At 58.8% G+C, this 26,071-nt stretch carries 27 protein-coding genes; 13 read left to right on the top strand and 14 right to left on the bottom strand.

Translation table 11 applies throughout. From position 1 onward, the window contains the following. Positions 1–201 precede the first annotated feature (201 nt). The 3 genes from TR36_RS10390 to TR36_RS10380 are packed head-to-tail and all read left to right on the top strand — an operon-like array spanning position 202 to position 2,793. Complete coding sequence (locus TR36_RS10390; protein WP_237763560.1) at positions 202–1,125, top strand: ABC transporter permease; 924 nt, start codon at positions 202–204, stop codon at positions 1,123–1,125. Continuing rightward, positions 1,118–2,062: an ABC transporter ATP-binding protein gene (locus tag TR36_RS10385; RefSeq protein ID WP_045392232.1), complete on the top strand. Its 945-nt coding sequence runs from the start codon at positions 1,118–1,120 to the stop codon at positions 2,060–2,062. Before TR36_RS10390 ends, TR36_RS10385 begins: the two co-directional genes overlap by 8 nt. After that, on the top strand, positions 2,059–2,793 hold the full coding sequence (locus TR36_RS10380; RefSeq protein WP_045392235.1) for an ABC transporter permease: 735 nt from the start codon (positions 2,059–2,061) through the stop codon (positions 2,791–2,793). Before TR36_RS10385 ends, TR36_RS10380 begins: the two co-directional genes overlap by 4 nt. Here TR36_RS10380 and TR36_RS10375 read toward each other — a convergent pair. Then, the gene (locus tag TR36_RS10375; RefSeq protein WP_045392238.1) at positions 2,778–3,422 is read right to left on the bottom strand and encodes a TetR/AcrR family transcriptional regulator; all 645 of its coding nucleotides are present in this window, start codon (positions 3,420–3,422) and stop codon (positions 2,778–2,780) included. The two genes, TR36_RS10380 and TR36_RS10375, sit on opposite strands and share 16 nt — an antisense overlap. Positions 3,423–3,532: 110 nt before the next feature. On the opposite strand from TR36_RS10375, the gene TR36_RS10370 reads away from it, so the two are divergent. Then, complete coding sequence (locus TR36_RS10370; protein ID WP_045392242.1) at positions 3,533–4,615, top strand: HlyD family secretion protein; 1,083 nt, start codon at positions 3,533–3,535, stop codon at positions 4,613–4,615. Beyond that, complete coding sequence (locus tag TR36_RS10365) at positions 4,612–6,171, top strand: DHA2 family efflux MFS transporter permease subunit (protein ID WP_062763180.1); 1,560 nt, start codon at positions 4,612–4,614, stop codon at positions 6,169–6,171. Before TR36_RS10370 ends, TR36_RS10365 begins: the two co-directional genes overlap by 4 nt. On the opposite strand, the gene TR36_RS10360 is transcribed toward TR36_RS10365, so the two are convergent. After that, on the bottom strand, positions 6,168–6,734 hold the full coding sequence (locus TR36_RS10360) for a DUF1190 domain-containing protein (protein ID WP_045392245.1): 567 nt from the start codon (positions 6,732–6,734) through the stop codon (positions 6,168–6,170). The genes TR36_RS10365 and TR36_RS10360 overlap by 4 nt on opposite strands. A gap of 69 nt (positions 6,735–6,803) precedes the next feature. Continuing rightward, entirely contained in the window at positions 6,804–8,018 is a 1,215-nt protein-coding gene (locus tag TR36_RS10355; RefSeq protein ID WP_045392248.1) for a glutathionylspermidine synthase family protein, read from the bottom strand. 129 nt (positions 8,019–8,147) lie between these two features. Here TR36_RS10355 and TR36_RS10350 point away from each other — a divergent pair, with 129 nt between their 5' ends. Continuing rightward, positions 8,148–10,316 (top strand): esterase-like activity of phytase family protein, encoded by a 2,169-nt coding sequence (locus TR36_RS10350; RefSeq protein ID WP_045392251.1) that lies wholly within the window; start codon positions 8,148–8,150, stop codon positions 10,314–10,316. A 10-nt stretch (positions 10,317–10,326) separates the two neighbouring features. Here the strand turns inward: TR36_RS10350 and TR36_RS10345 are convergent, their stop codons facing one another. Both TR36_RS10345 and TR36_RS10340 read right to left on the bottom strand, forming a co-directional pair. After that, a complete protein-coding gene (locus TR36_RS10345) occupies positions 10,327–11,028 on the bottom strand; it encodes an anti-sigma factor domain-containing protein (protein ID WP_045392254.1) in 702 nt (233 codons plus the stop codon). Then, complete coding sequence (locus TR36_RS10340; protein ID WP_237763559.1) at positions 11,025–11,612, bottom strand: sigma-70 family RNA polymerase sigma factor; 588 nt, start codon at positions 11,610–11,612, stop codon at positions 11,025–11,027. The genes TR36_RS10345 and TR36_RS10340 overlap by 4 nt, the downstream gene beginning before the upstream one ends. 170 nt (positions 11,613–11,782) lie before the next feature. On the opposite strand from TR36_RS10340, the gene TR36_RS10335 reads away from it, so the two are divergent. The 6 genes from TR36_RS10335 to TR36_RS10310 all read left to right on the top strand — a co-directional run bounded on the left by TR36_RS10335 (position 11,783) and on the right by TR36_RS10310 (position 15,290). Continuing rightward, a complete protein-coding gene (locus tag TR36_RS10335; RefSeq protein ID WP_045392257.1) occupies positions 11,783–12,568 on the top strand; it encodes a DUF4394 domain-containing protein in 786 nt (261 codons plus the stop codon). Positions 12,569–12,661: 93 nt separating this feature from the next. Then, positions 12,662–13,357 carry a 7-cyano-7-deazaguanine synthase QueC gene (gene queC, locus TR36_RS10330; protein ID WP_045392260.1) on the top strand — a complete coding sequence of 232 codons (696 nt, stop codon included), beginning with the start codon at positions 12,662–12,664 and terminating at the stop codon, positions 13,355–13,357. Beyond that, the gene (locus TR36_RS10325; RefSeq protein WP_045392264.1) at positions 13,357–13,713 is read left to right on the top strand and encodes a 6-pyruvoyl tetrahydropterin synthase family protein; all 357 of its coding nucleotides are present in this window, start codon (positions 13,357–13,359) and stop codon (positions 13,711–13,713) included. The genes queC and TR36_RS10325 overlap by 1 nt, the downstream gene beginning before the upstream one ends. After that, a complete protein-coding gene (gene queE / locus TR36_RS10320; protein ID WP_062763178.1) occupies positions 13,710–14,405 on the top strand; it encodes a 7-carboxy-7-deazaguanine synthase QueE in 696 nt (231 codons plus the stop codon). The genes TR36_RS10325 and queE overlap by 4 nt, the downstream gene beginning before the upstream one ends. Beyond that, complete coding sequence (queF, locus tag TR36_RS10315; RefSeq protein ID WP_045392267.1) at positions 14,405–14,866, top strand: preQ(1) synthase; 462 nt, start codon at positions 14,405–14,407, stop codon at positions 14,864–14,866. Before queE ends, queF begins: the two co-directional genes overlap by 1 nt. A 28-nt stretch (positions 14,867–14,894) precedes the next feature. After that, positions 14,895–15,290 (top strand): DoxX family protein, encoded by a 396-nt coding sequence (locus TR36_RS10310; protein ID WP_237763558.1) that lies wholly within the window; start codon positions 14,895–14,897, stop codon positions 15,288–15,290. On the opposite strand, the gene TR36_RS10305 is transcribed toward TR36_RS10310, so the two are convergent. The 8 genes from TR36_RS10305 to TR36_RS10270 form a co-directional block, all read right to left on the bottom strand. After that, the gene (locus TR36_RS10305; protein WP_045392270.1) at positions 15,287–16,105 is read right to left on the bottom strand and encodes a sugar phosphate isomerase/epimerase; all 819 of its coding nucleotides are present in this window, start codon (positions 16,103–16,105) and stop codon (positions 15,287–15,289) included. The genes TR36_RS10310 and TR36_RS10305 overlap by 4 nt on opposite strands. A gap of 2 nt (positions 16,106–16,107) precedes the next feature. After that, positions 16,108–16,866 carry a glycerophosphodiester phosphodiesterase family protein gene (locus tag TR36_RS10300; protein ID WP_062763176.1) on the bottom strand — a complete coding sequence of 253 codons (759 nt, stop codon included), beginning with the start codon at positions 16,864–16,866 and terminating at the stop codon, positions 16,108–16,110. A 9-nt stretch (positions 16,867–16,875) separates the two neighbouring features. Next, positions 16,876–17,727 (bottom strand): ABC transporter permease, encoded by an 852-nt coding sequence (locus tag TR36_RS10295; protein ID WP_045392274.1) that lies wholly within the window; start codon positions 17,725–17,727, stop codon positions 16,876–16,878. A gap of 10 nt (positions 17,728–17,737) precedes the next feature. Then, positions 17,738–18,667 carry an ABC transporter permease gene (locus tag TR36_RS10290; RefSeq protein ID WP_045392276.1) on the bottom strand — a complete coding sequence of 310 codons (930 nt, stop codon included), beginning with the start codon at positions 18,665–18,667 and terminating at the stop codon, positions 17,738–17,740. Positions 18,668–18,687: 20 nt separating this feature from the next. After that, the gene (locus tag TR36_RS10285) at positions 18,688–19,647 is read right to left on the bottom strand and encodes an ABC transporter ATP-binding protein (protein ID WP_062763174.1); all 960 of its coding nucleotides are present in this window, start codon (positions 19,645–19,647) and stop codon (positions 18,688–18,690) included. Next, on the bottom strand, positions 19,644–20,627 hold the full coding sequence (locus TR36_RS10280; RefSeq protein ID WP_045392279.1) for an ABC transporter ATP-binding protein: 984 nt from the start codon (positions 20,625–20,627) through the stop codon (positions 19,644–19,646). Before TR36_RS10280 ends, TR36_RS10285 begins: the two co-directional genes overlap by 4 nt. A 53-nt stretch (positions 20,628–20,680) precedes the next feature. After that, the gene (locus TR36_RS10275) at positions 20,681–22,312 is read right to left on the bottom strand and encodes an ABC transporter substrate-binding protein (RefSeq protein WP_237763557.1); all 1,632 of its coding nucleotides are present in this window, start codon (positions 22,310–22,312) and stop codon (positions 20,681–20,683) included. Positions 22,313–22,479: 167 nt separating this feature from the next. Then, positions 22,480–23,193 carry a FadR/GntR family transcriptional regulator gene (locus TR36_RS10270; protein WP_045392281.1) on the bottom strand — a complete coding sequence of 238 codons (714 nt, stop codon included), beginning with the start codon at positions 23,191–23,193 and terminating at the stop codon, positions 22,480–22,482. 141 nt (positions 23,194–23,334) lie between these two features. On the opposite strand from TR36_RS10270, the gene TR36_RS10265 reads away from it, so the two are divergent. Further along, positions 23,335–24,042 (top strand): fumarylacetoacetate hydrolase family protein, encoded by a 708-nt coding sequence (locus tag TR36_RS10265; protein WP_062763172.1) that lies wholly within the window; start codon positions 23,335–23,337, stop codon positions 24,040–24,042. A gap of 68 nt (positions 24,043–24,110) precedes the next feature. Here the strand turns inward: TR36_RS10265 and TR36_RS10260 are convergent, their stop codons facing one another. After that, positions 24,111–25,700, bottom strand: a complete 1,590-nt coding sequence (locus TR36_RS10260) for a gamma-glutamyltransferase family protein (protein ID WP_062763170.1) — start codon at positions 25,698–25,700, stop codon at positions 24,111–24,113. Between the last annotated feature and the right edge of the window lie 371 nt (positions 25,701–26,071).

The following is a 26,071-nucleotide window of genomic DNA, read 5'->3' as shown; positions in this document are numbered from 1 at the left end:
GATCGCCTCAGCGTGGTCCTGGCGGTTCCAATCGGGGTGGGCATGTGGCTGCCATTACTAGGGCTCCGGGCAAACCGGATTGCACCGCCCCAACCGTTCAGTACTGCTGATGTATTCGGGTTCTGGCCCCCGTTTCTGATCCTGCTTGTCCCGATTGGGCTGATCTTCATACGTCACCCTTTGATCCGAACCGTCCTGAGCATGGCGGGTTTGATTGCGGTTCTGATAAGCGTGGGGCAGGGGGCAGTGCAACTCTCGTCTAATGCGGCCTCATTTGCCCGGGTGTCTCCGGCCGTAGGGGCCTGGATTACGACGGCGGGGTTTGCGCTGTTGCTGCTGGACGCACTGACCCGTCTCCGCCCTGGTCCGATGCTGCGCCTCGGACTACTGTCCTGTGCCATACTCCTGACATCGCTTCTGATGATAGGTGGCGCATGGGACCGCATTTCGATCATGCAGGAATATGGCAACCGTAGCACGCTGTTCTGGACAGAGGGACAGCGCCATCTCGTACTGGCATTCGGATCATTCGTTGCTGCGCTACTGGCGGGAATACCGCTGGGTATAGCCTGTCATCGGATACGGAACCTCCGCGCTCCCGTTATCGACCTGCTGACGATGATACAGACCATCCCATCAATTGCGCTGTTTGGAATGCTGATCCTGCCCCTCGGCTGGTTGGCACAGAATGTCGATTTCGCCAAAGCTCTCGGGATCAGCGGAATTGGAACGGCCCCGGCCATGATCGCACTATTTCTATACGCCCTCTTGCCCGTGGTCGGAAATACGGCCGCGGGGCTGGATACAGTTTCTTCGCATGTCATCGAAGCGGCCGATGGCACCGGCTTCTCCCGCTGGGGTCGCCTGTGGAAGATAGAGCTGCCACTGGCAATGCCGGTAATCCTGACCGGTGCGCGGATCGTTCTGGTACAGAACATCGGTCTTGCTACTGTCTGTGCCCTTATCGGGGCAGGGGGCTTCGGCAGCTTCGTATTTCAGGGCCTTGGGCAAACCGCGCCCGATCTGATCCTTCTTGGGGCCTTACCTACCGTAGCCCTGGCCTTTGCCGCCTCAACGATCTTTGGCGCGCTTATCGACCTGTCAAAAAGAGGATCAGATGATTGAACTGATCGGTCTCTCCAAACACTATGACACGGTCCGCGCGGTGGACGATGTCACGCTGACGATCCCGACCGGTACGGTGACCGTCATCGTCGGCGCCTCCGGTTCGGGGAAATCAACACTTCTTCGCCTGGTCAACGGGTTGGTCACGCCCACCTCGGGGCATGTGGAAATCAATGGACGGGATACGCGGAAAATCCCTTCACATGATTTGCGCCGCCGTATCGGTTACGCCATTCAGGACCATGGGCTGTTTCCGCATTGGACTGCTGCGCGCAATATCGCGACAGTTCCTGATTTGCTCGGCTGGCCAAAGGCCCGGGTGAAACAGCGGGTACAGGAGCTGATGACGCTATTGCAGCTTGATCCGGCGGTCATAGGCGCACGTTATCCGCATCAGCTGTCAGGCGGGCAGGCGCAAAGGGTCGGGGTGGCGCGTGCGCTTGCCGCCGAGCCTGAACTGTTGCTGATGGATGAACCCTTTGGCGCCCTAGATCCCGCCATTCGTGCGCAGGCTCAATCCGACCTCAAGGCATTGCAGGTCCGGCTTGGTACCACAGTGCTGCTGATAACCCATGATATGGCCGAGGCAATTTTTCTTGCAGACCATATAGCGGTGATGCGAGCTGGCAGGATCGAGCAATATGGCACCCCCGCAGATATTCTCGCGCGTCCAGCCAATTCATTTGTAAGCGGACTCGTGGCAGTGGCTGACCGACCATTCCGTTACCTTTCGCTATTCTCAGTTGCGGATTTCGTAGAAGACGGGCCAGCCGATGGCCCTCCAATTCCTGCGGATGCCACTTTGTCCGAAGCCTTGGCCCGAATGATCTGGTCAGGGCAGGACACACTTCCGGTTGCCGGTATGGCGGACCATTGTATCCGGCGTCACTCGCTTATCGGGGTCGCTGGACCACCGCGCAGCGGGGCGGTCAGATGATACGGAGGATTTCGGTCGCGTGCCTTTGCATTGTGGTTCTCGCATTTCTGTTGATGCCAGATATGTTCAGACCGGTGCTTCAACCGCTGGTCGCAGAGGGGATGCCGCCCATTTATGATCGTGCAAACCTGTTAATGCTGACGTTGGCCCATCTCGGCTTGGTCGTCGCGGCAATCATACCATCGGCTATACTCGCCGTTTCCTTGGCAATCTTCGTCAGCCGACCAGCGGGCTCCGAGTTCCTTCCCCTTTCCCGCGCCCTCACCAATTTCGGGCAAACTTTTCCGCCGGTCGCAGTGCTTGCGCTGACGGTGCCGCTTCTGGGATTCGGATTATGGCCAACATTACTTGCCCTGTTTCTCTACGGCCTGTTGCCGATCTTTGAAAATACGCTCGCAGCTTTTGTTACATTGTCACCGTCAGTCCGCGAAGCTGCTGCTGCCATGGGTATGACCCCTCGCCAGCGTTTATGGCGTGTGGAATTGCCGTTGGCCCTGCCGCTGATCCTTGAAGGAGGGCGTATTGCTACAATCATCGCACTTTCGACGGCAACAATCGGATCAACAGTTGCTGCGCGAAGCTTGGGAGAGGTCATCATCGCGGGCCTCAACTCAAACAACCTCGCCTTCATCCTGCAGGGCGGAATACTTACAGCCGCCTTGGCCCTCCTCATATCCGAAGTTTTTTCTTTCGTGATCCGTCGTCTGCAATACACTCAGCAGGCACGATAGGCCGCCAGCATCATTGTGACCGCAGATTGCACAGTGCTGCGTATCTCGTCATCGGTCGGGGGATTTAGGCGCGCCCCGAACAACCGGCGTCGCCAGATACCTGCGGTCAACAACTCCAGAAATTGCGCGGCGGCAAGCGGGATATCCGGGACAGACATTTCTCCTTCATCCACGGCCCGCGACAGCATCTCCCCTATCTCCCGAAGGGTCGGCGCTGTGACCGTATCCAGAAAGCTTGGCCCGAAAGCCGGATTCCTTTCCATCGCACCTATCACGATGTGTTGTGCGCGCAGCGAGGCGTCTGAACAGATAGCCGACGCAACGCGACATCCATACCATTCCATGCGTTCCGGCAACGGACGATCACTGTGCAGAATGCTGCTGCTACCTTCAAGCATTTTGCTGCGCCGCTCCTGGATAAGTGTGCGGAACATTTCCTCTTTATCACTGAAATATACGTAGATTGTGCCCTTCGACACGCCGGCGGCTGCTGCGATCGCGGCCACGCTTGCCTGTTCAAACCCCTTCTCTAGAAAAACGGTCTCGGCACCCGCAAGGATCTGCGCGCGCTTCTGCGGATTGGCCCCTGCCGGATGGCGGCGGGGCGAGGGGGGCGTCTTATCACTCATGGTTATGATATAATCGAACCGGGTGGTTCGATAAAGCCTTGATGTGTCCGTCGCACTCACCTAATTGCCGGATGAACGGACCACCGGGTCCGCACCGGAAGGATTCTGTCATGGCCGAACAAACGTCTCAGGGAACACCCGAAGGCAAAGGCACTAAGAAGCGCCTTATCCTCACAATCATCATCGGGCTCGCAATCCTGTTGGGCGGTTATTTCGGATATAAATATATCACCGAAGGCCGGTTCATGGTTGAAACGGATGATGCCTATGTCCAGGGTGATGTTGCTCTGATTTCCAGCCGCGTCCAAGGATATGTCCAGGACATTCCCTTTGATGATAACCAGGCGGTAAAGGCGGGCGATGTCATCGTGCGTATTGATGACGGAGATTACCGTATCGCACTTGATACGGCCCAAAGCCGGTTCGAAACGGCCGACGCCACCCTTGCACGTATCGATGCACAAATTGACGCGGCCCGCGCGGCCATCCGGCAGGCCGAGGCTGATCGCACTTCTGCCGAAGCGCAGGCGACAACCGCGCGCACCAATGCAGAACGGACACGCAATCTTGCGGCGAACAATGTCGCGACCCAAGCGCAACTGGATACCGCGAACGAGGGTGAGGCGACTGCCGCAGCCAATCTTGCCCGGGCCGAGGCTGCGGTCACCAGCGCCAATGCCCAGGTTGCCGTCATTCAGGGCCAACGCGCCGAATCCGAAGGCCAGCGTCGCCAATTGGAACTTGCTGTCGATCAGGCGCAACGCGATCTGGACATGACGGTTCTGCGTGCTCCGATGGATGGCACGCTTGCCAATTCCGCAACCGAAGTGGGCGATCTTGTGACTGCGGGCACACGTTTGGCCGCCGTCGTTCCCGCGAACGGGCTGTATATCGAGGCCAATTTTAAGGAAACACAGATGCCCGGTGTCGTGGTGGGCGCGACGGTCCATATCACATTCGACGCAATTCCCGATCATGAATTCGAGGGCCATGTGGTATCCATCGCCCCCGCGACCGGCGCGGTTTTTTCGTTGCTGCCCGCCGAAAACGCGACCGGCAATTTTACCAAGGTGGTACAGCGCGTGCCCGTCCGCATTTCCATCCCCGATGATGCGCAGGCAATGGACCAACTGCGCGCAGGTCTATCCGCCGTCGTTTCCGTTGACAGCCGTACCGCCCCCGACCCGTCATGAGCGATGAGGATCAGCCCCTTACGACACGCCGCGTCATCGCCTTTCTGGTGATGGTGTTCGGCATGTTCATGGCCATTCTGGACATCCAGATCGTTTCGGCCTCACTGCCCGATATCCAGGCAGGGCTTGCGGCAAGCCCGGATGAAATCAGCTGGGTCCAGACTTCCTATCTGATTGCCGAGGTGATCATGATCCCGTTGTCTGGGTTTCTGGCGCGGGTCATGTCCACCCGCTACCTCTTCGCGCTGGCCGCGGCCGGTTTCACGATGGCCAGCTTCATGTGCGCCACCGCCAGTTCCATCGACCAGATGATCCTGTGGCGCGCAGTGCAGGGTTTCCTTGGGGGTGGAATGATCCCCTCGGTCTTCGCGGCAGCCTTTACCATCTTCCCTCCATCGCGCCGTGGCATGATCTCGGCAATGATCGGATTGGTCGCAACGCTGGCGCCCACCATCGGGCCAACGGTCGGCGGCTATCTGAGCCATACGTTTTCATGGCACTGGTTGTTTCTCGTCAACGTGATCCCCGGTATCTGCGTTACGGTCGGGGCCTATTTCCTTATCGACTTTGACAAGCCGAACTGGAAATTGATGCGCCTGTTCGATTGGTGGGGGTTGCTCGCACTGGCGGCATTCCTAGGGGGGCTGCAATATATCCTCGAGGAAGGCCCGACCAATGACTGGCTGGAGGACGAAGCAGTGGCCGCCCTTACCGTGGTGATGGTGGTCGGTGCGCTTATCACCTTCTGGAGGGCATTGACGCGGAATGAACCGATTGTCGATCTGACGGCCTTTCTCAATGGAAATTTCGCGCTTGGGTCGATTTTCAGCTTCGTCCTCGGCATCGGACTTTACGGGCTGACGTATCTTTACCCGCTCTATCTGTCAGAAGTCCGCGATTACGATAGTCTGATGATCGGCAAAACGGTGTTCGTTTCGGGCTTGGCGATGTTTGCCACAGCCCCCGTTGCAGGTGCGTTGTCCGGGCGTGTCGATCCACGGTTCATGCTTCTGATCGGGTTTATCGGCTTTGCAGGGTCTACCTGGATGCTGACAGGGATGACGGCCGATTGGGATTTCTGGGAACTGCTGCCTCCGCAGGTGCTGCGCGGTGTGTCGCTGATGCTCTGCATGGTGCCCATCAACAATCTCGCGCTAGGGACAATGCCGCGAGAAAAAATGAAAGGGGCGTCCGGCCTCTACAACCTGATGCGTAACCTTGGCGGTGCTGTGGGGCTGGCGTTGATCAATACCGTGCTGACGAACAGGAATGTCCTGCACTACGAGCGACTGGCGGAATCCGTAACGTGGTCCAACCCCGAAGCGTTGCGCCAGATGGACCTGCTTAGCCAATCTCTTGCGGCCAATGGTATTGTTGATCCGGCGGCGGCTACGATGCAAATGGCGGCCAGGGTCAGTCAGCAGGCTACGGTCATGTCGTTTATCGACGTCTTCTTTCTGCTGGCGGTTCTGTTTGGCGGTCTGGCGCTAAGCGCCGTTCTCATGCGGAAACCCAAGCCTGCGGCGGGGCAGAAGCCGGCGGGCGGCGGGCATTAACCGCCGTAGCTGGACCGCGCCGCAGAGCTGGATCCGAACCCGCCGCGGGATGCGACATCGGCCCTGCTCATGGCAGGGCGCCCTGCTGTGGTGGGGGCCTTCTGGAACGCTTGGGCATTCATCTTGCCCGTTCCACTGTTGGTTGCAACGGATGTGCCACCCGGGGTGGAGAAGCGACCGTTAGGGGTCTTGACCAACGGCTGGCTCATGAACCCACCCCGGCCACCCAGCATCTGTCCGATCATGAATCCGGCCAGAAGCGGCATGAATGAAAACCCGCCCCCTGATTGCGCAGCTTGCGTGCAGTTGCCTGCCCCATGCTCTTCCTCGCACACGGCCAGTGCATCGTAACGGGGAGCTGTCTCGGCATAATCCGCCTGCGCCGTGGCGAAGGCATTGTCACAATCCGCAGCAGTAAAGTTCAGGTTGCCGCGCTCTGCTTCGGCCCGGCAAGAGGCAACATCGGGAAAAGCCGCGGCGTCCGTGGTTTCTTCCTTACATCCGGCAAGGATGAATGCAGTCCCCATCAGTGTCAGGGCCACAGTGCAAGAGCGTTTCCGCATGAGGGTCACCTCGATTAAGATAGTCGTATTTATAGGGCGGCGGGGGCCGGAATGAAAGCAGCTTCCCCCTCAGCCACGAATGATGTGTGGCTTGAACCGTGACAGGTTCTGCGTAATTCGCGACCTGTCCTCGCGGATCCCGAGGCCCACGCAGGTGTGCCCGACCACCCATGCACCCATGATGGGGTGGAACCCGTCGAACAGGGGCAGGGGGGCATAGGCCTGCACGATCTTCGGATGATCGTCATAGGCACGATCATCCGAACGTTCCAAGGGCTTGCCGCCGGTCAGGATATCGACGCCGGCCCCTTCGCGGGAAAACACAGGCTTCACCACATGCCCTTCAGACAGGATATCCCGCGACCGGTCGAACAGCGCACTGCCGCCCGTTCCTTCGCGCATTGCGGCACCGATATCATCCAGAAAGAACGCCGGCAGAAGGTTCGGGTGCCCTTCGAACATATCCCATAATACGGGCAGGATTGCCTTGTTGGATACCAATGCCTTCCATGCCGGTTCAATGAACCGGCATCCTGAGGGCGCGATAGCCGCGCCGAAGTCATCAGAAAATATATCTTCCCATGGATACAGTTTGAACAATGTCCCGATCACGCGGTCTTCGGCATCGGCAAACTGGCCTTCGTCGGTCAGACCGATCTTTTCCAGATCGGTATAATGCGCGCCCATCCCCGCCTCGCGCGCGGCCCATGCCATCGCCTCGACAGTGGCATAATCCTCGGCGTTCCCTTCAACTGCGGCAAAATGGATATCGGTGGCAGGGGCAAACACTTCGGCAAAGCGCTCGACCAATGCCTCATGCACGCGGTTGAACTGGTCATCCCCTTCCTGCAACACGCCCCGCTCGACTTGTTGTTCCAGCCATTCCCATTGAAGGGAGGCCGTTTCATACAGCGAGGTCGGCGTATCGGCATTATACTCCAGCAGCTTTGCCGGGCCGTTGCCATCATAGACCAGATCCATCCGGCCATAGATCTCCGGCTCCTCATTTCGCCAGCTTTGGGCTACCAGATCCCAGCGGGCACGCGGGATGGCCATGCGTTTCATCCGCTCTTCGGAGCCCACAATCGCCGCGACGGCTTCGCGGACCATTCCGTGCAGTTCCGTCGCAGGGTCCTCAATGCCACCTTCTATCTCGGCCAGTGTGAGGGCATAGGCCGAGGTTTCGTCCCAATAGGGTTCGCCATGCATATCGGCAAAGGTGAAGCCATGGGCTTTGGCCGTTTCGGGCCAATCGGAGCGTTCGGGAAGGGCAATTTTTTCCATGACACTCTTGGGCCCGATCCCCTGCGCCACGTCAAGGCGACAGTTTGGCGCGTCGTATAATTGTCACCGCAATATTACGCCCCTGTCATGATCCGGTGCCAGACCCGCGCCAACGCATGGGGATCACAGATGAACAAAATCGCACTCACCTCCGTCCTGGCATTGGCAACAGCATTTCCCGCATTTGCCGATACGACGTTCAATCGCATTGCTTCCTTCGCCACGACCGAAAACATGGCCGAGGGGGAGGATCGGACCGTAGCCTCTTCCGCGGAAATCATATCGGTTTCCGATGATGGCATGACGCTTGTGTATTCCGATAGCCCCCACGGTGTACTCGGGTTCGTAGATATCACCGATCCGGCTGCCCCCGCTCCGCTGGGAAATGTGGCGATGGAGGGGGAGCCGACAACGGCCGTCATTATCGGTAAACGTGTATTCGTGGGGGTTGATACTACAGACGGGAATTTTACCGCTCCATCAGGTGCATTGCGGATGCTCGACCTTGATTCCGAGGAGGTCCTCGAAAGCTGCGATCTGGGCGGGCAGCCGGATTCCGTTGCCAAGGCGCCCGACGGCAGCTTCCTTGCAATCGCCATCGAAAATCAGCGGGACGAGGATCTCGGGGACGGTGGCCTGCCACAGATGCCCGCAGGTTTTGTGGTCAAGCTGCCGATAAACAATGGCGCTATCGATTGCGCCGATATGCAGCGGATCGAGATGAGCGGCCTTGCAGATATTGCACCCGAGGATCCCGAGCCGGAATATGTCGACGTGAACGAGGCGGGTGAGATTGTCGTAACGCTTCAGGAAAACAACCATATTGTCGTCATCGACGATCAGGGCGCGGTTTCGGGCCATTTCAGCGCTGGCACTGTCAGCCTGACCGCCGTCGACACGCAGGATGACGGTGCCCTGCATTTTACAGATGATGCCCGGGATCTGCCGCGTGAGCCTGACGGGGTACAGTGGCTTGGCAATGATTACATCGTCACGGCAAACGAGGGTGACTGGAAGGGCGGCTCACGCGGTTGGACGATCTTTGATCGTAACGGAGGTGTTGTTTACGATTCCGGCAACAGCTTCGAGCATGCCGTCGCGATGATCGGGCATTACCCGGACAAACGGTCCGATGCCAAGGGTTCGGAGCCGGAAACGATCGAGATCGGTACCTTCGATGGCACGCCCTACGTCTTTGTGGTGTCGGAACGCGGCTCGGTGGTCGGGGTCTATGATGTGACCGATCCGGCTGCCCCGGTTCTGACGCAGATGCTTCCCTCGGGGATCAGCCCCGAAGGGGCCGTAGCCATTCCATCGCGCAACCTTATGGTTACGGCGAATGAGGCTGATCTGGGTGAGGACGGTGGCGCACGTGCGCATGTGATGGTGTTTCAGGCAGGCGACGGGCCGGCAACCTATCCCATGCTGACCTCAGAAGGTTCGGATCCGTTGATCGGCTGGGGGGCTTTGTCCGGGATGGTTGCGGATGAGAATGTTGCAGGCCGCTTTTATGCCGTCTCCGATAGTGCTTATTATGCCGAACCTGCCATCTTCACGATCGACGCCACGGAAATGCCAGCCCGCATCATCGGCAAAACGGTCGTAAGCCGCGACGGTGCCGCCGCGCACAAGCTGGATCTTGAAGGGATCACCACGGATGGCAAAGGTGGTTTCTGGCTCGCGTCCGAAGGAGATGCGGCAAAGCTGATCCCAAACGCCTTGTATCACGTGAATGCAGACGGCGTAATCATGGAAGAGGTTGGCCTGCCCCCATCTATCGTTGCCGGAGCCACACGCTCGGGGCTGGAAGGTGTGGGGCGCGATGGTGATACCCTGTGGGTTGCCGTGCAGCGCGAATGGGCAGATGATGCCGAAGGTCATGTAAAGCTGCTGGCCTATGACACCGATGCCGAAGACTGGCTTGGAGGTGTCTCCTATCCGCTGGAAACGACAGATCAGGGATGGGTCGGATTGTCGGAAATCACCATCCACAACGGAAATGCCTACGTGTTGGAACGCGACAATCTGATTGATGAAGCTGCCAAGCTGAAGGTCATCACGCGTGTGAGCCTGGCCGATATGCAGCCCGCACCGTTGACGGAAAAGCTGCCAGTGATGCCCAAGGAAATAGTTCACGATCTGATCTCGGACCTGGGCCGCACAAATGGATACGTTGTGGATAAGGTCGAAAGCCTTGCCATTACCCCCGAAGGGGATGCGTGGATCGTGACGGACAACGACGGTGTCGATGACAGTTCCGGTGAAACGCTGTTCTTCACCATCGGCAAGCTGAACTAAGCAGGGTCCCTCAGCTCCGCTGCAGCGCGGCCAGCCCTTTGCCCAGAATGGGTCCGGTTGGCCGCCCTGTGGGGGAGCCGCCCTGTGGTTCCAGCGTGATTTCATACAACTGCTGATCGGCGGGGGGCGGCAGTTCCGGCCCCTGCAAACGGCCTGCTGCTGCATCCGCCAATAGACCCAGCGATACCGGGCCGCGTTCTGCAGAAGGTAGCGTCCACACCTGCATCACATGACCTTCGGGCACATCCACAGGGGCCACGAACCGCACCTCGGCAGTGTCATTTCCAAATCCTTCTACCACCGCTTGCGGTACGCCCTGTGCATCCAGCAGAACCGCCACAACCTGCGGATCCTGCGTTGAAAGGGTCCTGCCCACGCCAAGCCCCGCCCCAAGGCTCAGCCCGGCTGTCAGGAAAATCGCCGCGGCTGTTTTCCATCGTATCGGCGCATGCGGCAGGTTCGCTGCAAATGGTGTGGGAATTGGAGGGGGCGTATCTTCCAACACGGCGCGCCGGATCCGATCGGTCAGATCGCCCGGCAAGGGTTCAGCCGGTACACTCAGATCCAGCGCCAGCATGTGATCGCGAAAATCGTTCATACGGCCACGCAGTTTCTCATCGCGCGCCATCTCGGCTTCGAACGCCGTCTGCTCGGCAGCGTCCATCAGGCCCAGAACATATTCGCCCACAGTATCCAGTCGATCTTGGGTCATGTCAGACATCCCCGCAATGAAACCAGTCCCCGTCGTATCCATGCCTTGGCCGTTCCAAGCGGCACACCCTGAAAGGCAGCAACCTCGCCCTGACTGTATCCGGCAGCATAGGCCAGCAGGATCGCATGACGGCTGCGTGCATCCAGTTCTGCCAGACATTCGCGTAGGCGGCTTGAACCGGGCAGCAATTCCCATGCTTCTGTTTCAGCAACATGCTGGCGCGCATCCTGAAGCGTGGAAAGGTCGGTATGGCTCAGCGTACTCAACCGGCGTTCATCGCGCAAAATATTCAGGCAACGGTTCCGCAGGATAGCATAGACCCAGCCACGCGCCGATCCTCCATCACCGCGAAACGCTGCGGCCTTGCGCCACACCTGAACCATGGCGTCCTGTACCGCTTCCTCGGCCAGAGCGCCCCGTCCCAGCATCCGGCGGGCGACGCCCAGAAGACGTCCTCCCTCTTCGGCCATGATCTGGTCGATCCCTGCCGGGTCACCCGCCGCACATACCCCAAGGGCTGTTGCGACGCGGCCCTCCACAGGGTCAATGTGCTGGTCGCGACTGTCCTCTAATACTGCGGTCACGCGTTCGGTCCTCCATCAATCCCTGCCCCAAAGACAGCGCGGATTACCCTACGGATGCAAGCGCGAAAGTTTTTTTCGTTCGGCTTGCGTCCATTTGCCCGACACGCGTGTCATTGAGGTAGAGCGGGGAAGATTGCCCGCCAATATTCATCGTTGAAGAGGATATTCGCATGACACGCTTCGCACTTCTGACCGCGACATTGATGGGCACAGTCGCACCCGCTGCATTTGCCGCACCTGCCGTGGGCCTTGTGGGTGACAAGACACTGGTGATGTTCGATACGGAGACGCTGACGGTATCAGGGACAACAACCGTGTCCGGCGTGGATGCGCTGGTGGGGATCGACCTGCGTCCGGCGAACAATTCGCTGGTAGGTGTCACCCCTGACGGCGAGATCGTGACGATCGACACCGCAACGGGTGCGGCATCGAAGCTGTCGATGATGGATACGCCCCTGCCAATGGTCGAAGGGGCGCCCGTCATCGTCGATTTCAACCCGATGGCTGATCGCCTACGCTTCATGTCCGGCACCACAAATCACCGCGTGAACGTGGATACGGGCGAAGTGACGGTAGATGGTTCGCTGGCGTTCGAGGGCAACGACATGCACGCGGGTGAAGCCCCCATGATCGCCGCTGCGGCCTATATCAACAGCCACGGCAAGCCGGATACAACCGCGATGTTCGATATTGATAGCACAATCGTCGCGTTGATCCAGCAGACCTCGCCGAACGACGGGACACTGGCCGCTGTCGGAAAGCTGGGCATTGAAACCCCCGGTGCCGTCTATGGCTTCGACATCGCATCGGATGCCGAGATGAACAACAACGCATGGCTGGTCACGAACAACATCCTTTACGAAGTTGATCTGGAGACCGGCGCAGCTGAGGCTGTTGCAGAGATCGGCGGCCTGTCTGGCGAGATCCGCGATATCGCCGTCATGCCCGCAATGTGATTTCACCCGCTGCTTGTAACTTTGACCGCGCGGGTATATCGCGCGGCCATCCGGTCGCAGCCTACCCGGATCATCAAAACAAGGGTTATAAAAATGGGTACTATTGTTATCTGCTCCGGCGGGTTGGATTCCGTGTCTTTGGCGCACCGCGTTGCTGCGGACGGGCAATTGCACAGTCTGCTTTCCTTCGATTACGGACAGCGTCACCGCAAGGAGCTTTCATTCGCCGCGCGTGCAGCACAGCGGTTGAATGTCCCGCATCAGATCATCGATCTTACGGCCATTGGCGCCGCCCTCACAGGGTCGGCATTGACCGATGATCTGGACGTACCGGACGGCCATTATGCCGAAGAATCGATGCGTATCACCGTGGTGCCGAACCGCAACGCGATCATGCTGACGGTGGCCTTCGGTGTGGCCGTCTCCGCCGGGGCCGATGCTGTGGCAACGGCAGTTCATGGCGGCGATCATTTTATCTATCCCGACTGTCGTCCGGCATTTACCCAAGCTTTCTCTGCCATGCAGAACGCGGCGCTTGACGGGTATGCAGCGGTGGAATTGCGCACACCCTATGTCCATCGCACCAAGGCCGATATCGTGGTCGATGGGGCATCGGTGAACACACCCTTTGCCGATACATGGTCCTGCTACAAGGGTGGTGTGATCCATTGCGGACGGTGTGGAACCTGCGTTGAGCGGCGGGAGGCCTTCGATCTTGCTGGTGTGCCGGACCCTACCGAATACGCGGATAGGGACTTCTGGAAATCTGCCATCGCGGAGCGTGGCTGATGTTCAGGATCACCAAGGAATTCGCGTTTTCGGCCTCACACCAGCTGATGGATCTGCCGCCCGAGCATCAATGTGCGCGGTTGCACGGTCATAACTACATCGTGCTGATAGAACTGTCGGCCCGGGATCTGGATGCAAACGGGTTTGTCCGCGATTACGGGGAATTGGCCCCGCTCAAATCTTACATTGATGATCGTTTCGATCATCGCCATCTGAACGACGTTCTGGATGATCCGATGGTCACTGCGGAAAAACTTGCGCGCCATCTGTACGAATGGTCCGCTGCCCGCTGGCCCGAGGTTTCGGCCGTACGCGTCTCCGAAACACCGAAAACCTGGGCGGAGTACCGGCCATGATCCGCGTTGCCGAAATTTTCGGCCCCACCATTCAGGGAGAGGGCGTTCTCATCGGTTTGCCCACGGTATTCGTGCGTTCGGGCGGATGTGATTACCGCTGCTCGTGGTGTGACAGCCTGCACGCGGTGGACAGTGCATTTCGTGCGAATTGGGCACCGATGGATGCTGTCAGCATCATGGCGCGGATACGTGAGCTGTCCGGGAACAAACCGATCATGGTATCCCTGTCCGGGGGTAATCCGGCAATCCAGCCTTTCGGGCCGCTTATTGATATGGGGCATGCGGAAGGCTATCGTTTTGCATTGGAAACCCAAGGCTCGATCGCCAAGGACTGGTTTGCAAATCTCGATACGCTAGTGCTGTCACCCAAACCCCCCTCGTCGGGGGAGGTGACCGATTGGGCCGCTTTTGATGAATGCATCACAAAAGGGCCAGATATCGTAATGAAAATTGTAATCTTTGACGATGCCGATTACGCATATGCCCGTGACGCAGCGGCTCGATATCCGCAATTACCGCTTTATCTGCAGCCGGGAAACCCCATGACAGACGAAGCAAGGGCAGTGGACCAGAATGGCATCGTCGACCGGATGCTATGGCTCATTGACAAAACTGTATCGGACGGATGGTTTACCCCGCGCATCCTACCGCAATTGCACGTTATCCTATGGGGAAACAAAAGAGGCGTTTGATGACCAAGACGATTTATGACGGGCTGATCCAGCTGGGTGGCGCAACCATCCTGCCGGAGTCTCCCGAAGAGGCCGAACTGGAGCGGGTTCAGAACCCGCAGGATGTGCCATATATGGTGCGTTTTGCCGCGCCGGAATTCACGTCGCTGTGCCCGATGACGGGGCAGCCGGATTTCGCGCATCTGGTGATTGATTACGTGCCGGGTGAATGGCTGGTCGAAAGCAAATCGTTGAAGCTCTATCTCGGCTCTTTCCGCAATCACGGGGCATTCCACGAAGACTGCACAATTTCGATCGCGCGCCGTCTCGTCGAGTTTCTGGAGCCGCAGTGGCTGCGCATCGGTGGATACTGGTATCCCCGTGGCGGTATTCCGATAGATGTATTCTGGCAGACCGGTGCGGCGCCGACTGGTGTCTGGATTCCGGATCAGGGCGTACCACCCTACCGTGGGCGCGGGTAATCCCGTTGCCTACCTGCGCCGACGGGGCATGGCCGATCAGATGAACGATATCGTCAATCTTGCCGGTCGCATTCTGCTGGCATTGCTGTTTCTTGGGGGAGCGGCCCAGAAAATGGCGGATCCTGTTCCGGTGGAGGCGATGATCGTCACCCTCAGGCTGCCTTCAGCCATCATCTGGCCGGTGGCAATTTTCAACCTGCTTGCGGCTGTGGGGTTGGTTTTCGGTCCAGGCGTTCGGGCCTGGGCGTTAGTTCTCGCAGCTTATTGCATCTTTACCAGCTGGTTTCATTGGCAGCTGCGAGCGGACCCGTGGCAGATCACGATTTTCGTCAAGAATTGGTCCATCGCGGGTGGTCTTCTGGTACTGGCGGCTCAGGGGCCGGGGCGCTTTGCTATCGGGCAACGCCCCGGACGAATGTCTTAACGCGCCAACCCTAGGTCATTCAGATATTTGACCGAAGGTAGTATTCCTGCCTTATCCCGCAGTTCAAGGATCAGGCGGGGCTTGGACGTCAGCTCTGCCAAGGCACTGAAGACCGAAGCCCACAGGATATTGCCGTGGCCAATGGCCCAGTGGCGGTCGGCGTGGCCATCTGCGTCCTGCAGGTGAATGTGCTGTAACCTTTTGCCGGCCCGACGTACGAAGTAATCGACCGGTGGTGCGCCATTCGTTCCATGCGCGTAATGGGCGTGGCCTGTATCGACCGACAGTGCGATTTGCGCCGATCCGAAGCTGTCAGCGAGTGCGGCGCGCAGATCGGGGTTCATGTCATCGATATTCTCGATCACCATGGTTGCGCCGATCGCGGCTGCATATTCCACGGGTCCGCGCAATGTTTCATGCGCCAAGGCATGAATGCGTTCCAGCGCATCCGGCTGGTTATCCAGATTGTTGTTGTCCCAGGCAGTAAAGGGCGAATGGACGACCATCTGCGTGGCGCCCAGATGGTCGCAGACTTCCAGCCCCTGCATCAGCCGACCGGTCACGATGGTACGTATATCCGGATCGGGGTTCGATATGTTCAGCCCCCAGAACGGCCCATGGATACCCAGTCTGCCCTCATATCCTTGCAACAATGCGCGCGCCTCGTCTGCACGTTCCCGCCAGCCGCCATTGAGCAGATCGACCGTTATGAAATCCTGTAACTCAAGGTCGCGGTTCTGCTCCAGAATGAAACCTTGCAGGGTAGCAAGCGTGGAAACCGGCATTGCGGCCCCCAGAAGTGGAAGATCGGTCATCGTCAGTCCTTTTTGAGAGCAAGTGCGATTTCTGTTGCAAGAATGGGGTTGTCGGTCGTGAGATATCCGGGCTTGCGTTCCAGCCACATACGGATGCGTGTAGGATCATTCACCGTCCAGACACACAACCGATCCAGCGGCCAGCGGGCGGTAATGCGATCGAACTGCGCCTCGAACAGCCGGTCTTCGACGGCCAGATAAGTCGCCAGGCCCTCGGCGCTATCCATCACGGCGTCGAGGCCGCTCTGGTGTTCTGCCCATTGGGTGTCAACCGACAGCAGGCGCGGAATGTCAGGTGCCACATCCCGACAGGCCTGCAGAACGCTGATGTCGAAACTTGTCAGGACGGCTCTGTCCGCCAACCCGCGACGTGCTAGTGCCTCTGCGGCCAGGCGTGGCAAGGCAGGATAGGGGCGACCGCCAGCCCCTGCTTTCAGTTCCACAAACAGCTTCATGTTGTTGTGCGGCCCGAGGATCTCCAATACCTCGTCAAAGGTCGGAATGCCTTCATCAATTTTGCCGCCCGGGCCGATCAGGCGCAAGTGGCTGCGATCGTTGCCAGTAAGCGCGGATACGGGGCCGCTGCCACTGGTGCTCCGATCCAGCGTAGCATCATGGATCACCAGAATCTGGCCGTCGTCGGTGAGATGGAGATCGAATTCCACCGCATCGACCCCCAGGGCGGCGGTACGCTTGAACCCGAGTGCCGAATTTTCGGCCCATAGGTCACGGGCCCCACGATGGGACAGGATATGTGTCATCGGTCTTCCTTAACGAAGGGTAGGATCAAGGCGATCGCGCAACCAATCCCCGCAGAGCGAAATGGCGAGGGTTGTCAGCATGATGACAAAAGCCGGCGCCAGCATGATCCATGGTGCGCGCGTGAGGTAATCGCGTCCGAAACCAACCATGTTTCCGAGCGAGCTTTCCGGGGGTTGCACGCCAAGCCCCAGAAACGAAAGCCCGCTTTCCATAAGAATGACTTCGGGGAATGTCAGGGTCATGGATACGATAAGGGTGGAGGCGACATTCGGCAGAATGTGGCGCAGATAGACGCGCGATGGCCGCGCACCCAGTTGCACCACGGCCGAGGCATATCCCTGTGCGCCGGCAGAGATGGCCAATCCGCGCGCAATCCGCGCGTAGCGTTCCCAGCCGTAGAACCCCATCAGACATACAAGCAATGTCATGGAGCTGCCAAAGAAGGCAAGGACCGCCAATGCAAGGATGAGAAACGGCAGTGCCGCCTGAAAATCGGCCAGGACCAGAATCGTGTGTTCCACGCCGCCGCGAAACTGCGCAGCCAGAAACCCCAGTGTCGTACCGAAGACCGCGGAAAGAATCGTGGCGCCAAAGGCGATCAGAAGCGAGACGCGTATGGATTGCAGCAGACGTGACAGCACATCACGGCCCAGTTCGTCGGTGCCCAGCCAATGCCCGGCAGTACCGGGGGCCGACAGCCTGGCTGATAGGTCCATCTGCGTAATGTCATAGGGGCGCAGGATATCCGACCCGAATGCGATGATGATCATCGCCAGCAGCCATATGGCGGCCACCGATACAAGGATCGGCATACGGGGCATGGCACGCGGAAGGCGTATCAGTCGGGGAATTGCAGTCATGATATGCTCCTCAAGCGGCAGTGGTCCGGGCGCGCAAACGCGGGTCCAGCAGGCCATAGGCAATGTCGACACATAGATTTGCCAGCACCATGGTGGCCGCGATGACCATCAGAATGGCCTGCACCACGGCCAGATCACGGTTCGCGACCGATACGATCAGCAGCCTTCCCACGCCCGGCCAGGAAAAGATGCTTTCAACCACCACGGCCCCTGCAACAAGCGAGCCAATCATGAAACCGATGATTGTGACGATGGGTACCGATGCATTGGGCAGCGCGTGTTTCCAGACCACATCCCGCCAGCTTACGCCTTTGGCAAGGGCGGTTCGGATATAGGGCTGGCCCAGCACCTCGATCATGGCAGAGCGTGAAAACCGGGCAAGGATACCGATGCCACCGATAGAGAGCGTCAGGACCGGTAGAACCGCGTGCCGCCAGCTATCCTGGCCGCCTGAAGGAAACCAGCCAAGCTGCACGGCAAACACCAGAACCAGCAACAGCCCCAGTACGAAGGATGGCAGGGTAAAGCCCATGACCGACAGCAGGATCACACCCCTGTCCGCAATCGATTGACGGTGCAAGGCAGCATAGACACCTGCCGGAATGCCGATGGCGACTTTCAGGATCAATGCAGGAATGGTCAGGGCCAACGTCGCTGGAATGCGTTCCAGCACCAGATCCAGCGCGGGCGATCTGTCCCGCATGGAAACGCCGAAATCAAGGGTCACAATCCCATGTAGATATGACAGGTACTGGCGCCATAACGGATCATCCAGTCCCCATGCCGCACGAAAAGCCGCCACGGCTTCGGTCGGGGCGTCGGGCCCCAGCATGATCAACGCCGGATCACCCGAAAGGCGCAGAACGAAGAATGCAAAGGTCATCACCAGCAATACGGTCAGAACGGCGCGAAGCAGGCGGATCAGAACAAAGGAAATCATGGGATCATTCCGAATAGGGGTCAGGCCGCTACGACCGGACAGGCGCTGCGTCGGGTAGGTGTAGTCGGCAAAAGCCGGGGTACCGCGCCCGCGCAACCCGGCCGCATCAACGTGCAACGCGGGTGAAAGGCACAGCCCTCTGGCCGACGTGCCGGATTGGGCGGCTCCCCCTGTAGTAGCGTGCTCGGATCCAGCCGGGCCCCCGGGATCGGTACGGATGCCGCCAACGCACGGGTATAGGGATGGCGTGGGCTAGAGAATATGTCATCGGATGACGCCTCCTCTACGATGCGCCCCAGATACATGACGGCGACACGGTCGCAGATATTGCGGACTACCTTCAGGTCGTGACTGATGAAGACCATGGCAATGCCATGCCGGTCCTGTAGGTCGCGCAGCAAATTGACCACCTGCGCCTGAATGGACACATCAAGCGCCGAGACAGGTTCGTCACACACCAATAACCGGGGGCTGGTGGCCAGCGCCCGTGCAATCACCACGCGCTGGCGTTGTCCTCCAGATAGTTCGTGCGGAAATCGGCCTGCCTGATCAACCCGAAGGCCCACCTGTGCCATCAACGATCTGGCACGGTCGTTGCGCTCCGAGGCGGTGCCGATCCCGTGGATTGCCAGCGGTTCGGCAATCTGTTCGGCTATGGGCAGGCGCCTGTCCAAAGCCGCCAGCGGATCCTGAAACACCATCTGCATCTGCGCCCGCAATTTGCGCCAGCTTGCGGTACCCAATGCGGGCATGGGCGCGCCGTTGAAGCGGATTTCACCCGCGTCAGGTGGATCGATCCCTAGAAGCATTCTGCCCAAGGTCGATTTTCCCGATCCGCTTTCGCCAACCAGCCCGAGTGCTTCGCCCGGAGCGAGCACCAGATCCACGCCGTCCACCGCGCGAACGGCCTCGGGGGGGGTAAACATGCTTTTTCGTGTCAGATAGGTGCGAACCAACCCGTGCGCTTCCAGAAGCATCATGCGAACACCCCTTCGCGAGAAACGAGCGTGGCTGCGGGGACGGGGTGGAAACAGGCCAATGCCCGCCCGTCGGATTGGGGCAATAATGTTGGGCGTTCACTTGCGCAGAGGGATGTGGCACGGGCACAGCGCGGCGAAAAGGCACATCCCGCCGGGGTATTTTTTGGATCGGGCACGGTGCCCGGAATGGGGACCAATCGACTGCGGGGACCGTCAAGCCGTGGGATCGCGTCAAACAATCCGCGGGTATAGGGGTGTCGCGGTGCGGCAAACAGGGGTTCGCGCCGCGCTTCCTCTACGATGCGGCCGGCATACATCACCGCAACCCGATCGCATACCGCCCCGACCGCGCCCAGATCATGACTGATGAACACCATCGCCATGCCGGTTTCACGCTGCACTTCGGTCAGCAACGCAAGGATCTGGGCCTGAATCGTGGCGTCAAGCGCGGTGGTGGGTTCATCGGCAATCAATAGATCGGGTTGCCCTGCAAGCGCCATCGCGATCATGACACGTTGGCACTGGCCACCGGAAAATTCATGCGGATAGAGGTCCAGCCGTCGGGCCGCGTCCGGGATGCCCACACGGTCCAGCAGGCTGATGGCTTCGGCGCGGGCTGCCGCCCCACGCAGTCCGCGATGGAGGCGCAGCGCCTCCGCGATCTGCTGCCCTACACGACGCACGGGGTTCAACGCCGATGACGGGTCTTGGAATATCATTGCGATCCGACCACCGCGTATGGTTTCAAGTACGCTGCGTCCGCCGCTGACCAGATCGCTGCCTGCGGTTTCCACCGTTCCGGTAATCCGGGCCTTGGCTGGCAAAAGCCCCAGTGCGGCAAGCCAGGTCACCGATTTTCCGCATCCGGACTCCCCAACCAAACCCACCGTTTCTCCGGCGCTGATATCAAGGTTGATCCCGTGGAGTACGGGCACGCCATCAAAGGCGACGCGCAGATCGCGGATACGGACAAGGGTCATTCGGTATTCCTGCAAATTCAGGCGCGGCAGGAATACCGCCGCGCCAAGGGGGATCAGACGTTCCAGTTGCCGGAGCGGAAATCCATTGCGAAGGCGGGTGCTGCCTTCCAGTTGAGTTCGGATTTCATGCCGGTGAAAACCGCGTTCTGGTGCAGAACCTGATAGGCCGGGTCCTCGCGTTCGGTGATTTCCAGCATCCGTGCAAAGGCCCGCTTGCGTTCGGCATGGTTCGTGGAGGTTTCCATGATGACCGACATCTGGTTTACCTCGTCATTCCAGTAGTCGCGGTTCTGCTGCACCTCACCGTTCGGGCCGAACTGCACGACCATCGGTGTAATCGGGTCGTTGATGGTGTTTGAGGCGGACCAGTCGCGGACCCCTTTCACGCCGCTGTTTTCGTGGATCTGCGCCCAGTTTTCGCGCATCTCGATTTCCACGTTCAGGCCGACCTGCTTCCACATCTCCACCATGATCATCGCGGTGGGCGTCTGGTTGGTGTAGTAGTTGTTCAGCAAACGATAGGGGATTGCATCGCCCTTGTAGCCGGCCGCAGCCAAGAGTTCACGGGCGCGGGCCGGATTGAATTCGGGCACGGTCCATCCTTCGATGAACATGTCGGATGTCTTGAAGCTATCGAATTGCAGACCTGCGGGAACGACGGTCTGGTCATCCCACAGCGCCTTCGTGATGGCATTGCGATCGATTGCATGTGTCATGGCCTGACGGACACGCGCATCTGCCAGAATCTCGTTCTGCTTGTTGAAAACCGAAATCCGGTGGTTCCAGATGGTCGAGGATTGCACCTCGAGCCCCGGCGCATTGGCTACAGCGCCGATCTGGTCCGGCGGCAGGTCGCAGGCAAAATCGTATTCACCCGACAGCAGGCCGTTCACGCGGCTTGCAACCTCGGGCACCTCGACAAAGCGGATCTGCTGCAGCGGCGGTGTACCACCCCAGTAATCATCAAAGGCTTCGAGGGTCAGGGATACATCGGGGCGGAAATCGGCGACGCGGTAGGGGCCTGTGGTAACGGGCTTCGAGGCCCATTCGGCATAACTGCCCGCCTCATCCCATGCACGTTTGTTCGTGATTTGCGAACCGCTGGAATAAAGGCGGCCTTCCATCGTGACGTCGGGCGTGGCGTTGACGAAGCGGACGGTATATTTGTCCACCGCTTCCACACCGCGCAGGGCCGGCCAGATGCGACGCGCAACACCGGGGATGTTGGCCGGCAATTGTTTCGCATTATCGGGGCGGAAATTTTCGGCATAGAGCGTCTTGCCCCCGGCAGGCTCGCTGCCTCCGAACAGGCGTTCGTCGGAGAAGGAGAAAACCACATCCTCAGCGGTCAGCTCGTCACCATTGTGGAAACGCACACCTTGCCGCAGCTTCAGCTCCATGGTGCGATCGTCAATCCGCTTCCACTCTGTAGCAAGGCCGGGCAGGGGGCCTTGATCGCCCATCCAGTTGCGCAGGATCAGGCCTTCCCACAGGTTTGGCAGCATCACGCGCTCGGCGACGTTGGACTGTTCGTTCCAGATATCCAATGTGCCGTTGATCGTGATTTTCTGCACCGCGATCGTGATCGATCTGCGGCTTCCTTGCGCGCGCATGCCACGCGGCAGGATCAGTGTTCCGGCAGCTGCGCCCATCAGGCCCAGTGTATGGCGACGTGTAAAGTGCATGATTTTTCCCTCAGGCGGGGCGCTGTGGCCCAATTCTGAGGCGCACACTGCGTATCGTTCTTGAAAGTTTGACGACACGACGGCCAAGGTTTTATGTCAGCCAAGCAGGGTGGTTGTTGCGGTATCGTTATCCGGTCAATCCGTGCCGCAGTTTCGAGCCGGAAAGATCACATCTCCGTTTCGGGATGCAGCAGCTTTCGGGTCACCGTCTCCAGATGATCCCGCATCGCCTTTTCACTTTTTGCCGGATTTCTTGCTCCGATAGCGGCGACGATGCGGGCGTGTTCGGCAAAGCTGTGGTGATCCGGCGGTGGTCCGTCAGGGTTTGCTCTTTGTCTTGCCCACGCCATTGTCCGCCGTACGTTGTTCAGATTGTCGAACATCATCAGCAGAACGCGGTTGCGGGTCCCATTGGCGATTGCGCGGTGAAACCGGTTATCCCATGTTTCGTACTGTCGCCAGCTATCTGCACGCTGTCCGTTTTGCAGACTGGTGGTCATTTCCTGTATGTCCGCCACTGATGCATGAAGCGCGGCCTCTCTGGCCAGCATGGGTTCCAGCAACAATCTGGCACGCAATACCTCAATCGGGCTTGCCAGCAGTGCGATACCGGACTGTTCTGTTTCCTCTGCGGCAGATCTTGGACCGAAGAACGTTCCCTTTCCAACATGCCGCCAGATGCGACCCTGCGCCTCGGCTTGGGCCAGAGCCTTTCGCAAGGCCCCGCGCGACACCCCCAACATCTGGCAAAGGTCACGTTCGGGGGGCAGCCTGCCCTCTACACCGGCGTCGAATTGCGCCAGAAACGCCTGAAGTTGCGTATAGGCAGCATTTCCATCAGACCCGAATGATTTGCCTGCCGGGTTCGGATCATTATCCATAGGGCTTCCAAAACAGATAGCAGGGACATCCCATTCTAATGGGAAAAAGCGTATTGAATCAATCTTTCGATCTGACCATTGAACCAATGATAATATTGGTTAGCATTGGTCATAAGGTAATATTGGATAAGGAATCCGGTCTTGGCTCTTGATAGCAAACGCACTGATTATGTCCTTCCGCCGCCCCAACCGGTTCTCATTCCTGTGGCAGGCAGTGATGCACTGTTTCCCGTTCGGCGCATCTATTGCATCGGGCGCAATTTTGCCGCTCATGCCGTGGAAATGGGGCATGACCCGGACCGCGAACCGCCGTTCTTCTTTCAGAAGAACCCCGACAATATCCTGCTCGAGGGGCAGGACCTTCCTTATCCGCCAAAAACCGCTGATCTGCATTTCGAGGTGGAAATGGTTATCGCCTTGGGAAAGGGGGGCGCGAATATCGCCCCGGATGAAGCGCTTGGCCATGTATTCGGCTATGGTGTCGGGCTGGATATGACGCGCCGTGATCTGCAGGCCGAAGCCAAGGAGATGCGCCGGCCATGGGAAATTGGTAAGGCCTTCGAACATTCGGCCCCATGCTCCGCGCTTGTTCCTGCGTCTGAAATCGGCCATCCGGCTGAGGGGGATATCTGGCTGGCGGTTGATGGGGAACGGAAGCAATCCGGGGATCTGAACCAGATGATCTGGAAAACGCCAGAAATGATCTCTTATCTCTCGGAGTATTTCGTTCTTGCACCAGGAGATCTGATTTTTGCAGGTACACCGGCTGGCGTAGGCCCTGTTAGCAAAGGTCAGGTTATGGAGGCCCACGTTGCAAATGTAGGCACTTTGAAAGTGGCTGTTATCTGACGGGCTCTTCGGACATCAGGCAGCCCGGGCTTCCTGATGTCCGATGTCTTGATGATACGCATGGAAGGTCAGAATCCAGCAGCCTGTCCATCCTTGCGATGATCCGAGCCTGCTGCATATCCACCGCCCGGAAGGCGGTGAACCAGTTGCGCGCCGCCAAACCCGAAGGCGTTATCGGGCGTTTCTATAGTGATCCTGTGACCGTATGACCGCAGCCCTTCGATGACATCCGCAGGTAGCGTCGGTTCGCAGGCAACGTCCAGCCCGTCCAGCATACGCCAGCGCGGCGCGTCTGCCGCCGTTTGCACATCCTGACCCCAAAGCTGGGTACGCAAGAACAGCTGGACGTGGCCCTGCGCCTGAATCGGGCCTCCCATCATCCCGAAGGCCATAACCGGTTGCCCCTTGGACATCACAAAGCCCGGAATGATCGTATGAAAAGGCCGCTTGCCCCCCGCCACGCAGTTGGGATGGCCGATGGCGGTGTTGAACCCCGCCCCCCGGTTCTGCATGGAAATGCCACAGCCGGGGATGGTAACGCCGGACCCAAATCCAGCATAATTGGACTGGATGAAGCTGACCATCATGCCGGAAGCATCGGCTGTATTAAGCAGAACCGTACCGCCCCGTTTGGGCGCGCCAACCGCATGGTCAACGGCCCGCGCCGGATCGATCAAGGCCGCCCGCGATTTCAGGTAGGCAGGCGAAAGAAGCATGCTTTCGTCGACATCAGTCATATGCCCGGCATCGGCCACATAGGCGTGAAGATCACGGTAGGCGAGCTTGATGGCTTCGATCTGCAGATGTATGGACTGGAGATCATCAGGGCCGTATTCCCGAATACTCGTTTGCTCCAATATCCCGAGTGCCATGAGGGCGGCAATTCCCTGACCATTGGGCGGAATTTCATGCAACTCTGTCTCACCAAAGCCTTGGCTGATGGTCCCGCACCAATCGGCACGATGTGTGGCCATATCATCCAAGGTCATCGTGCCGCCGTGCTGTTGCATGAAACTGATGATTTCCCGCGCAATAGTGCCTTCGTAGAAATCCTCGCCCCCGGATTGTGCAATTGCACGTAAGGTGCGCGCAGCTCCGGGATTGCAGAAACGCTCACCCGCAAGCGGTGCGCGGCCATCCGGCAGGAATGTGTCTGCAAACCCTGGTTGATTCCCCAGTGTTCTGGCGGCATTTGCCCAGAGTTTGGCGATGACAGGGGAAACGATAAACCCGTTTTCGGCATAATGGATAGCAGGGGCCAGGACCGTAGACAGATCCAGCTTGCCGAACCGTTCCGACAGGGTGATCCATGCGCTGATCGCGCCGGGTACTGTAACGCTGTCGATGCCGTTTTTAGGCATGCCTTCGGGAAACCGCTCGGGGCTCCAAGCTGCAGGCGCGCGGCCAGAGGCATTCAATCCATGTAGCTCCTTGCCGTCCCACAGGATGCAGAATGCATCCGATCCCAGCCCGTTGCCCGTAGGCTCAACGATTGTCAGGGCCGCCGCAGTTGCGATGGCAGCATCAACCGCATTGCCGCCCTGCTGCATAATGCGCAGTCCGGCCTGTGTCGCCAACGGCTGTGAGGTGGCAACGACATTATCAGCCAGAACCGGAGAGCGGCGGGACGGATACAGCGGATCATGGCGGAAATGCATTCGAACGTCCTTATGGAATGGCAGTGATTGCGGATATCCTGCGCTGCGTGGAGCGGCCTGCCGGATTGCGGCACCGATTTTCCGGCTATGCAGTAGTGCGGTCCCACAAGTTTTACAAGGCGATGGCCAATTCACGACGCGCTGACCCAAAAGGATTGTCATAATCTGGATATGAGGGGGGCAGTCACAGCAGACCTCTGCCGCATTTTGTGTGCGAGCACTGTATACAAGCCGTGGTAATTTTCAGTCCGGTTGGACAGGTCCAACTGAGCTTTCGTATCAAGTTTCATCGGCGCGCATGCAGAGGTCTGGTGCGGTACGGGGGCTGTCCCTTATACAAATCTTACGCGCGCACGAAATAGCGTAGGCGA

The organism is Falsirhodobacter sp. alg1 (assembly GCF_000739715.2).
GTDB lineage: Bacteria > Pseudomonadota > Alphaproteobacteria > Rhodobacterales > Rhodobacteraceae > Falsirhodobacter.
The sequence above is the reverse complement of the archived record's forward strand: the minus strand, read 5'-3'. Positions and strand labels throughout refer to the sequence as shown.

Bases quoted from the DNA above. Each gene is read 5' to 3' on its own strand.
- TR36_RS10390 (WP_237763560.1), top strand. From the start codon at position 202: ATGGCGGGTTTGATTGCGGTTCTGATAAGCGTGGGGCAGGGGGCAGTG.
- TR36_RS10385 (WP_045392232.1), top strand. From the start codon at position 1,118: ATGATTGAACTGATCGGTCTCTCCAAACACTATGACACGGTCCGCGCG.
- TR36_RS10380 (WP_045392235.1), top strand. From the start codon at position 2,059: ATGATACGGAGGATTTCGGTCGCGTGCCTTTGCATTGTGGTTCTCGCA.
- TR36_RS10375 (WP_045392238.1), bottom strand. From the start codon at position 3,422: ATGAGTGATAAGACGCCCCCCTCGCCCCGCCGCCATCCGGCAGGGGCC.
- TR36_RS10370 (WP_045392242.1), top strand. From the start codon at position 3,533: ATGGCCGAACAAACGTCTCAGGGAACACCCGAAGGCAAAGGCACTAAG.
- TR36_RS10365 (WP_062763180.1), top strand. From the start codon at position 4,612: ATGAGCGATGAGGATCAGCCCCTTACGACACGCCGCGTCATCGCCTTT.
- TR36_RS10360 (WP_045392245.1), bottom strand. From the start codon at position 6,734: ATGCGGAAACGCTCTTGCACTGTGGCCCTGACACTGATGGGGACTGCA.
- TR36_RS10355 (WP_045392248.1), bottom strand. From the start codon at position 8,018: ATGGAAAAAATTGCCCTTCCCGAACGCTCCGATTGGCCCGAAACGGCC.
- TR36_RS10350 (WP_045392251.1), top strand. From the start codon at position 8,148: ATGAACAAAATCGCACTCACCTCCGTCCTGGCATTGGCAACAGCATTT.
- TR36_RS10345 (WP_045392254.1), bottom strand. From the start codon at position 11,028: ATGACCCAAGATCGACTGGATACTGTGGGCGAATATGTTCTGGGCCTG.
- TR36_RS10335 (WP_045392257.1), top strand. From the start codon at position 11,783: ATGACACGCTTCGCACTTCTGACCGCGACATTGATGGGCACAGTCGCA.
- queC (WP_045392260.1), top strand. From the start codon at position 12,662: ATGGGTACTATTGTTATCTGCTCCGGCGGGTTGGATTCCGTGTCTTTG.
- TR36_RS10325 (WP_045392264.1), top strand. From the start codon at position 13,357: ATGTTCAGGATCACCAAGGAATTCGCGTTTTCGGCCTCACACCAGCTG.
- queE (WP_062763178.1), top strand. From the start codon at position 13,710: ATGATCCGCGTTGCCGAAATTTTCGGCCCCACCATTCAGGGAGAGGGC.
- queF (WP_045392267.1), top strand. From the start codon at position 14,405: ATGACCAAGACGATTTATGACGGGCTGATCCAGCTGGGTGGCGCAACC.
- TR36_RS10310 (WP_237763558.1), top strand. From the start codon at position 14,895: ATGGCCGATCAGATGAACGATATCGTCAATCTTGCCGGTCGCATTCTG.
- TR36_RS10305 (WP_045392270.1), bottom strand. From the start codon at position 16,105: ATGACCGATCTTCCACTTCTGGGGGCCGCAATGCCGGTTTCCACGCTT.
- TR36_RS10300 (WP_062763176.1), bottom strand. From the start codon at position 16,866: ATGACACATATCCTGTCCCATCGTGGGGCCCGTGACCTATGGGCCGAA.
- TR36_RS10295 (WP_045392274.1), bottom strand. From the start codon at position 17,727: ATGACTGCAATTCCCCGACTGATACGCCTTCCGCGTGCCATGCCCCGT.
- TR36_RS10290 (WP_045392276.1), bottom strand. From the start codon at position 18,667: ATGATTTCCTTTGTTCTGATCCGCCTGCTTCGCGCCGTTCTGACCGTA.
- TR36_RS10285 (WP_062763174.1), bottom strand. From the start codon at position 19,647: ATGATGCTTCTGGAAGCGCACGGGTTGGTTCGCACCTATCTGACACGA.
- TR36_RS10280 (WP_045392279.1), bottom strand. From the start codon at position 20,627: ATGACCCTTGTCCGTATCCGCGATCTGCGCGTCGCCTTTGATGGCGTG.
- TR36_RS10275 (WP_237763557.1), bottom strand. From the start codon at position 22,312: ATGCACTTTACACGTCGCCATACACTGGGCCTGATGGGCGCAGCTGCC.
- TR36_RS10270 (WP_045392281.1), bottom strand. From the start codon at position 23,193: ATGGATAATGATCCGAACCCGGCAGGCAAATCATTCGGGTCTGATGGA.
- TR36_RS10260 (WP_062763170.1), bottom strand. From the start codon at position 25,700: ATGCATTTCCGCCATGATCCGCTGTATCCGTCCCGCCGCTCTCCGGTT.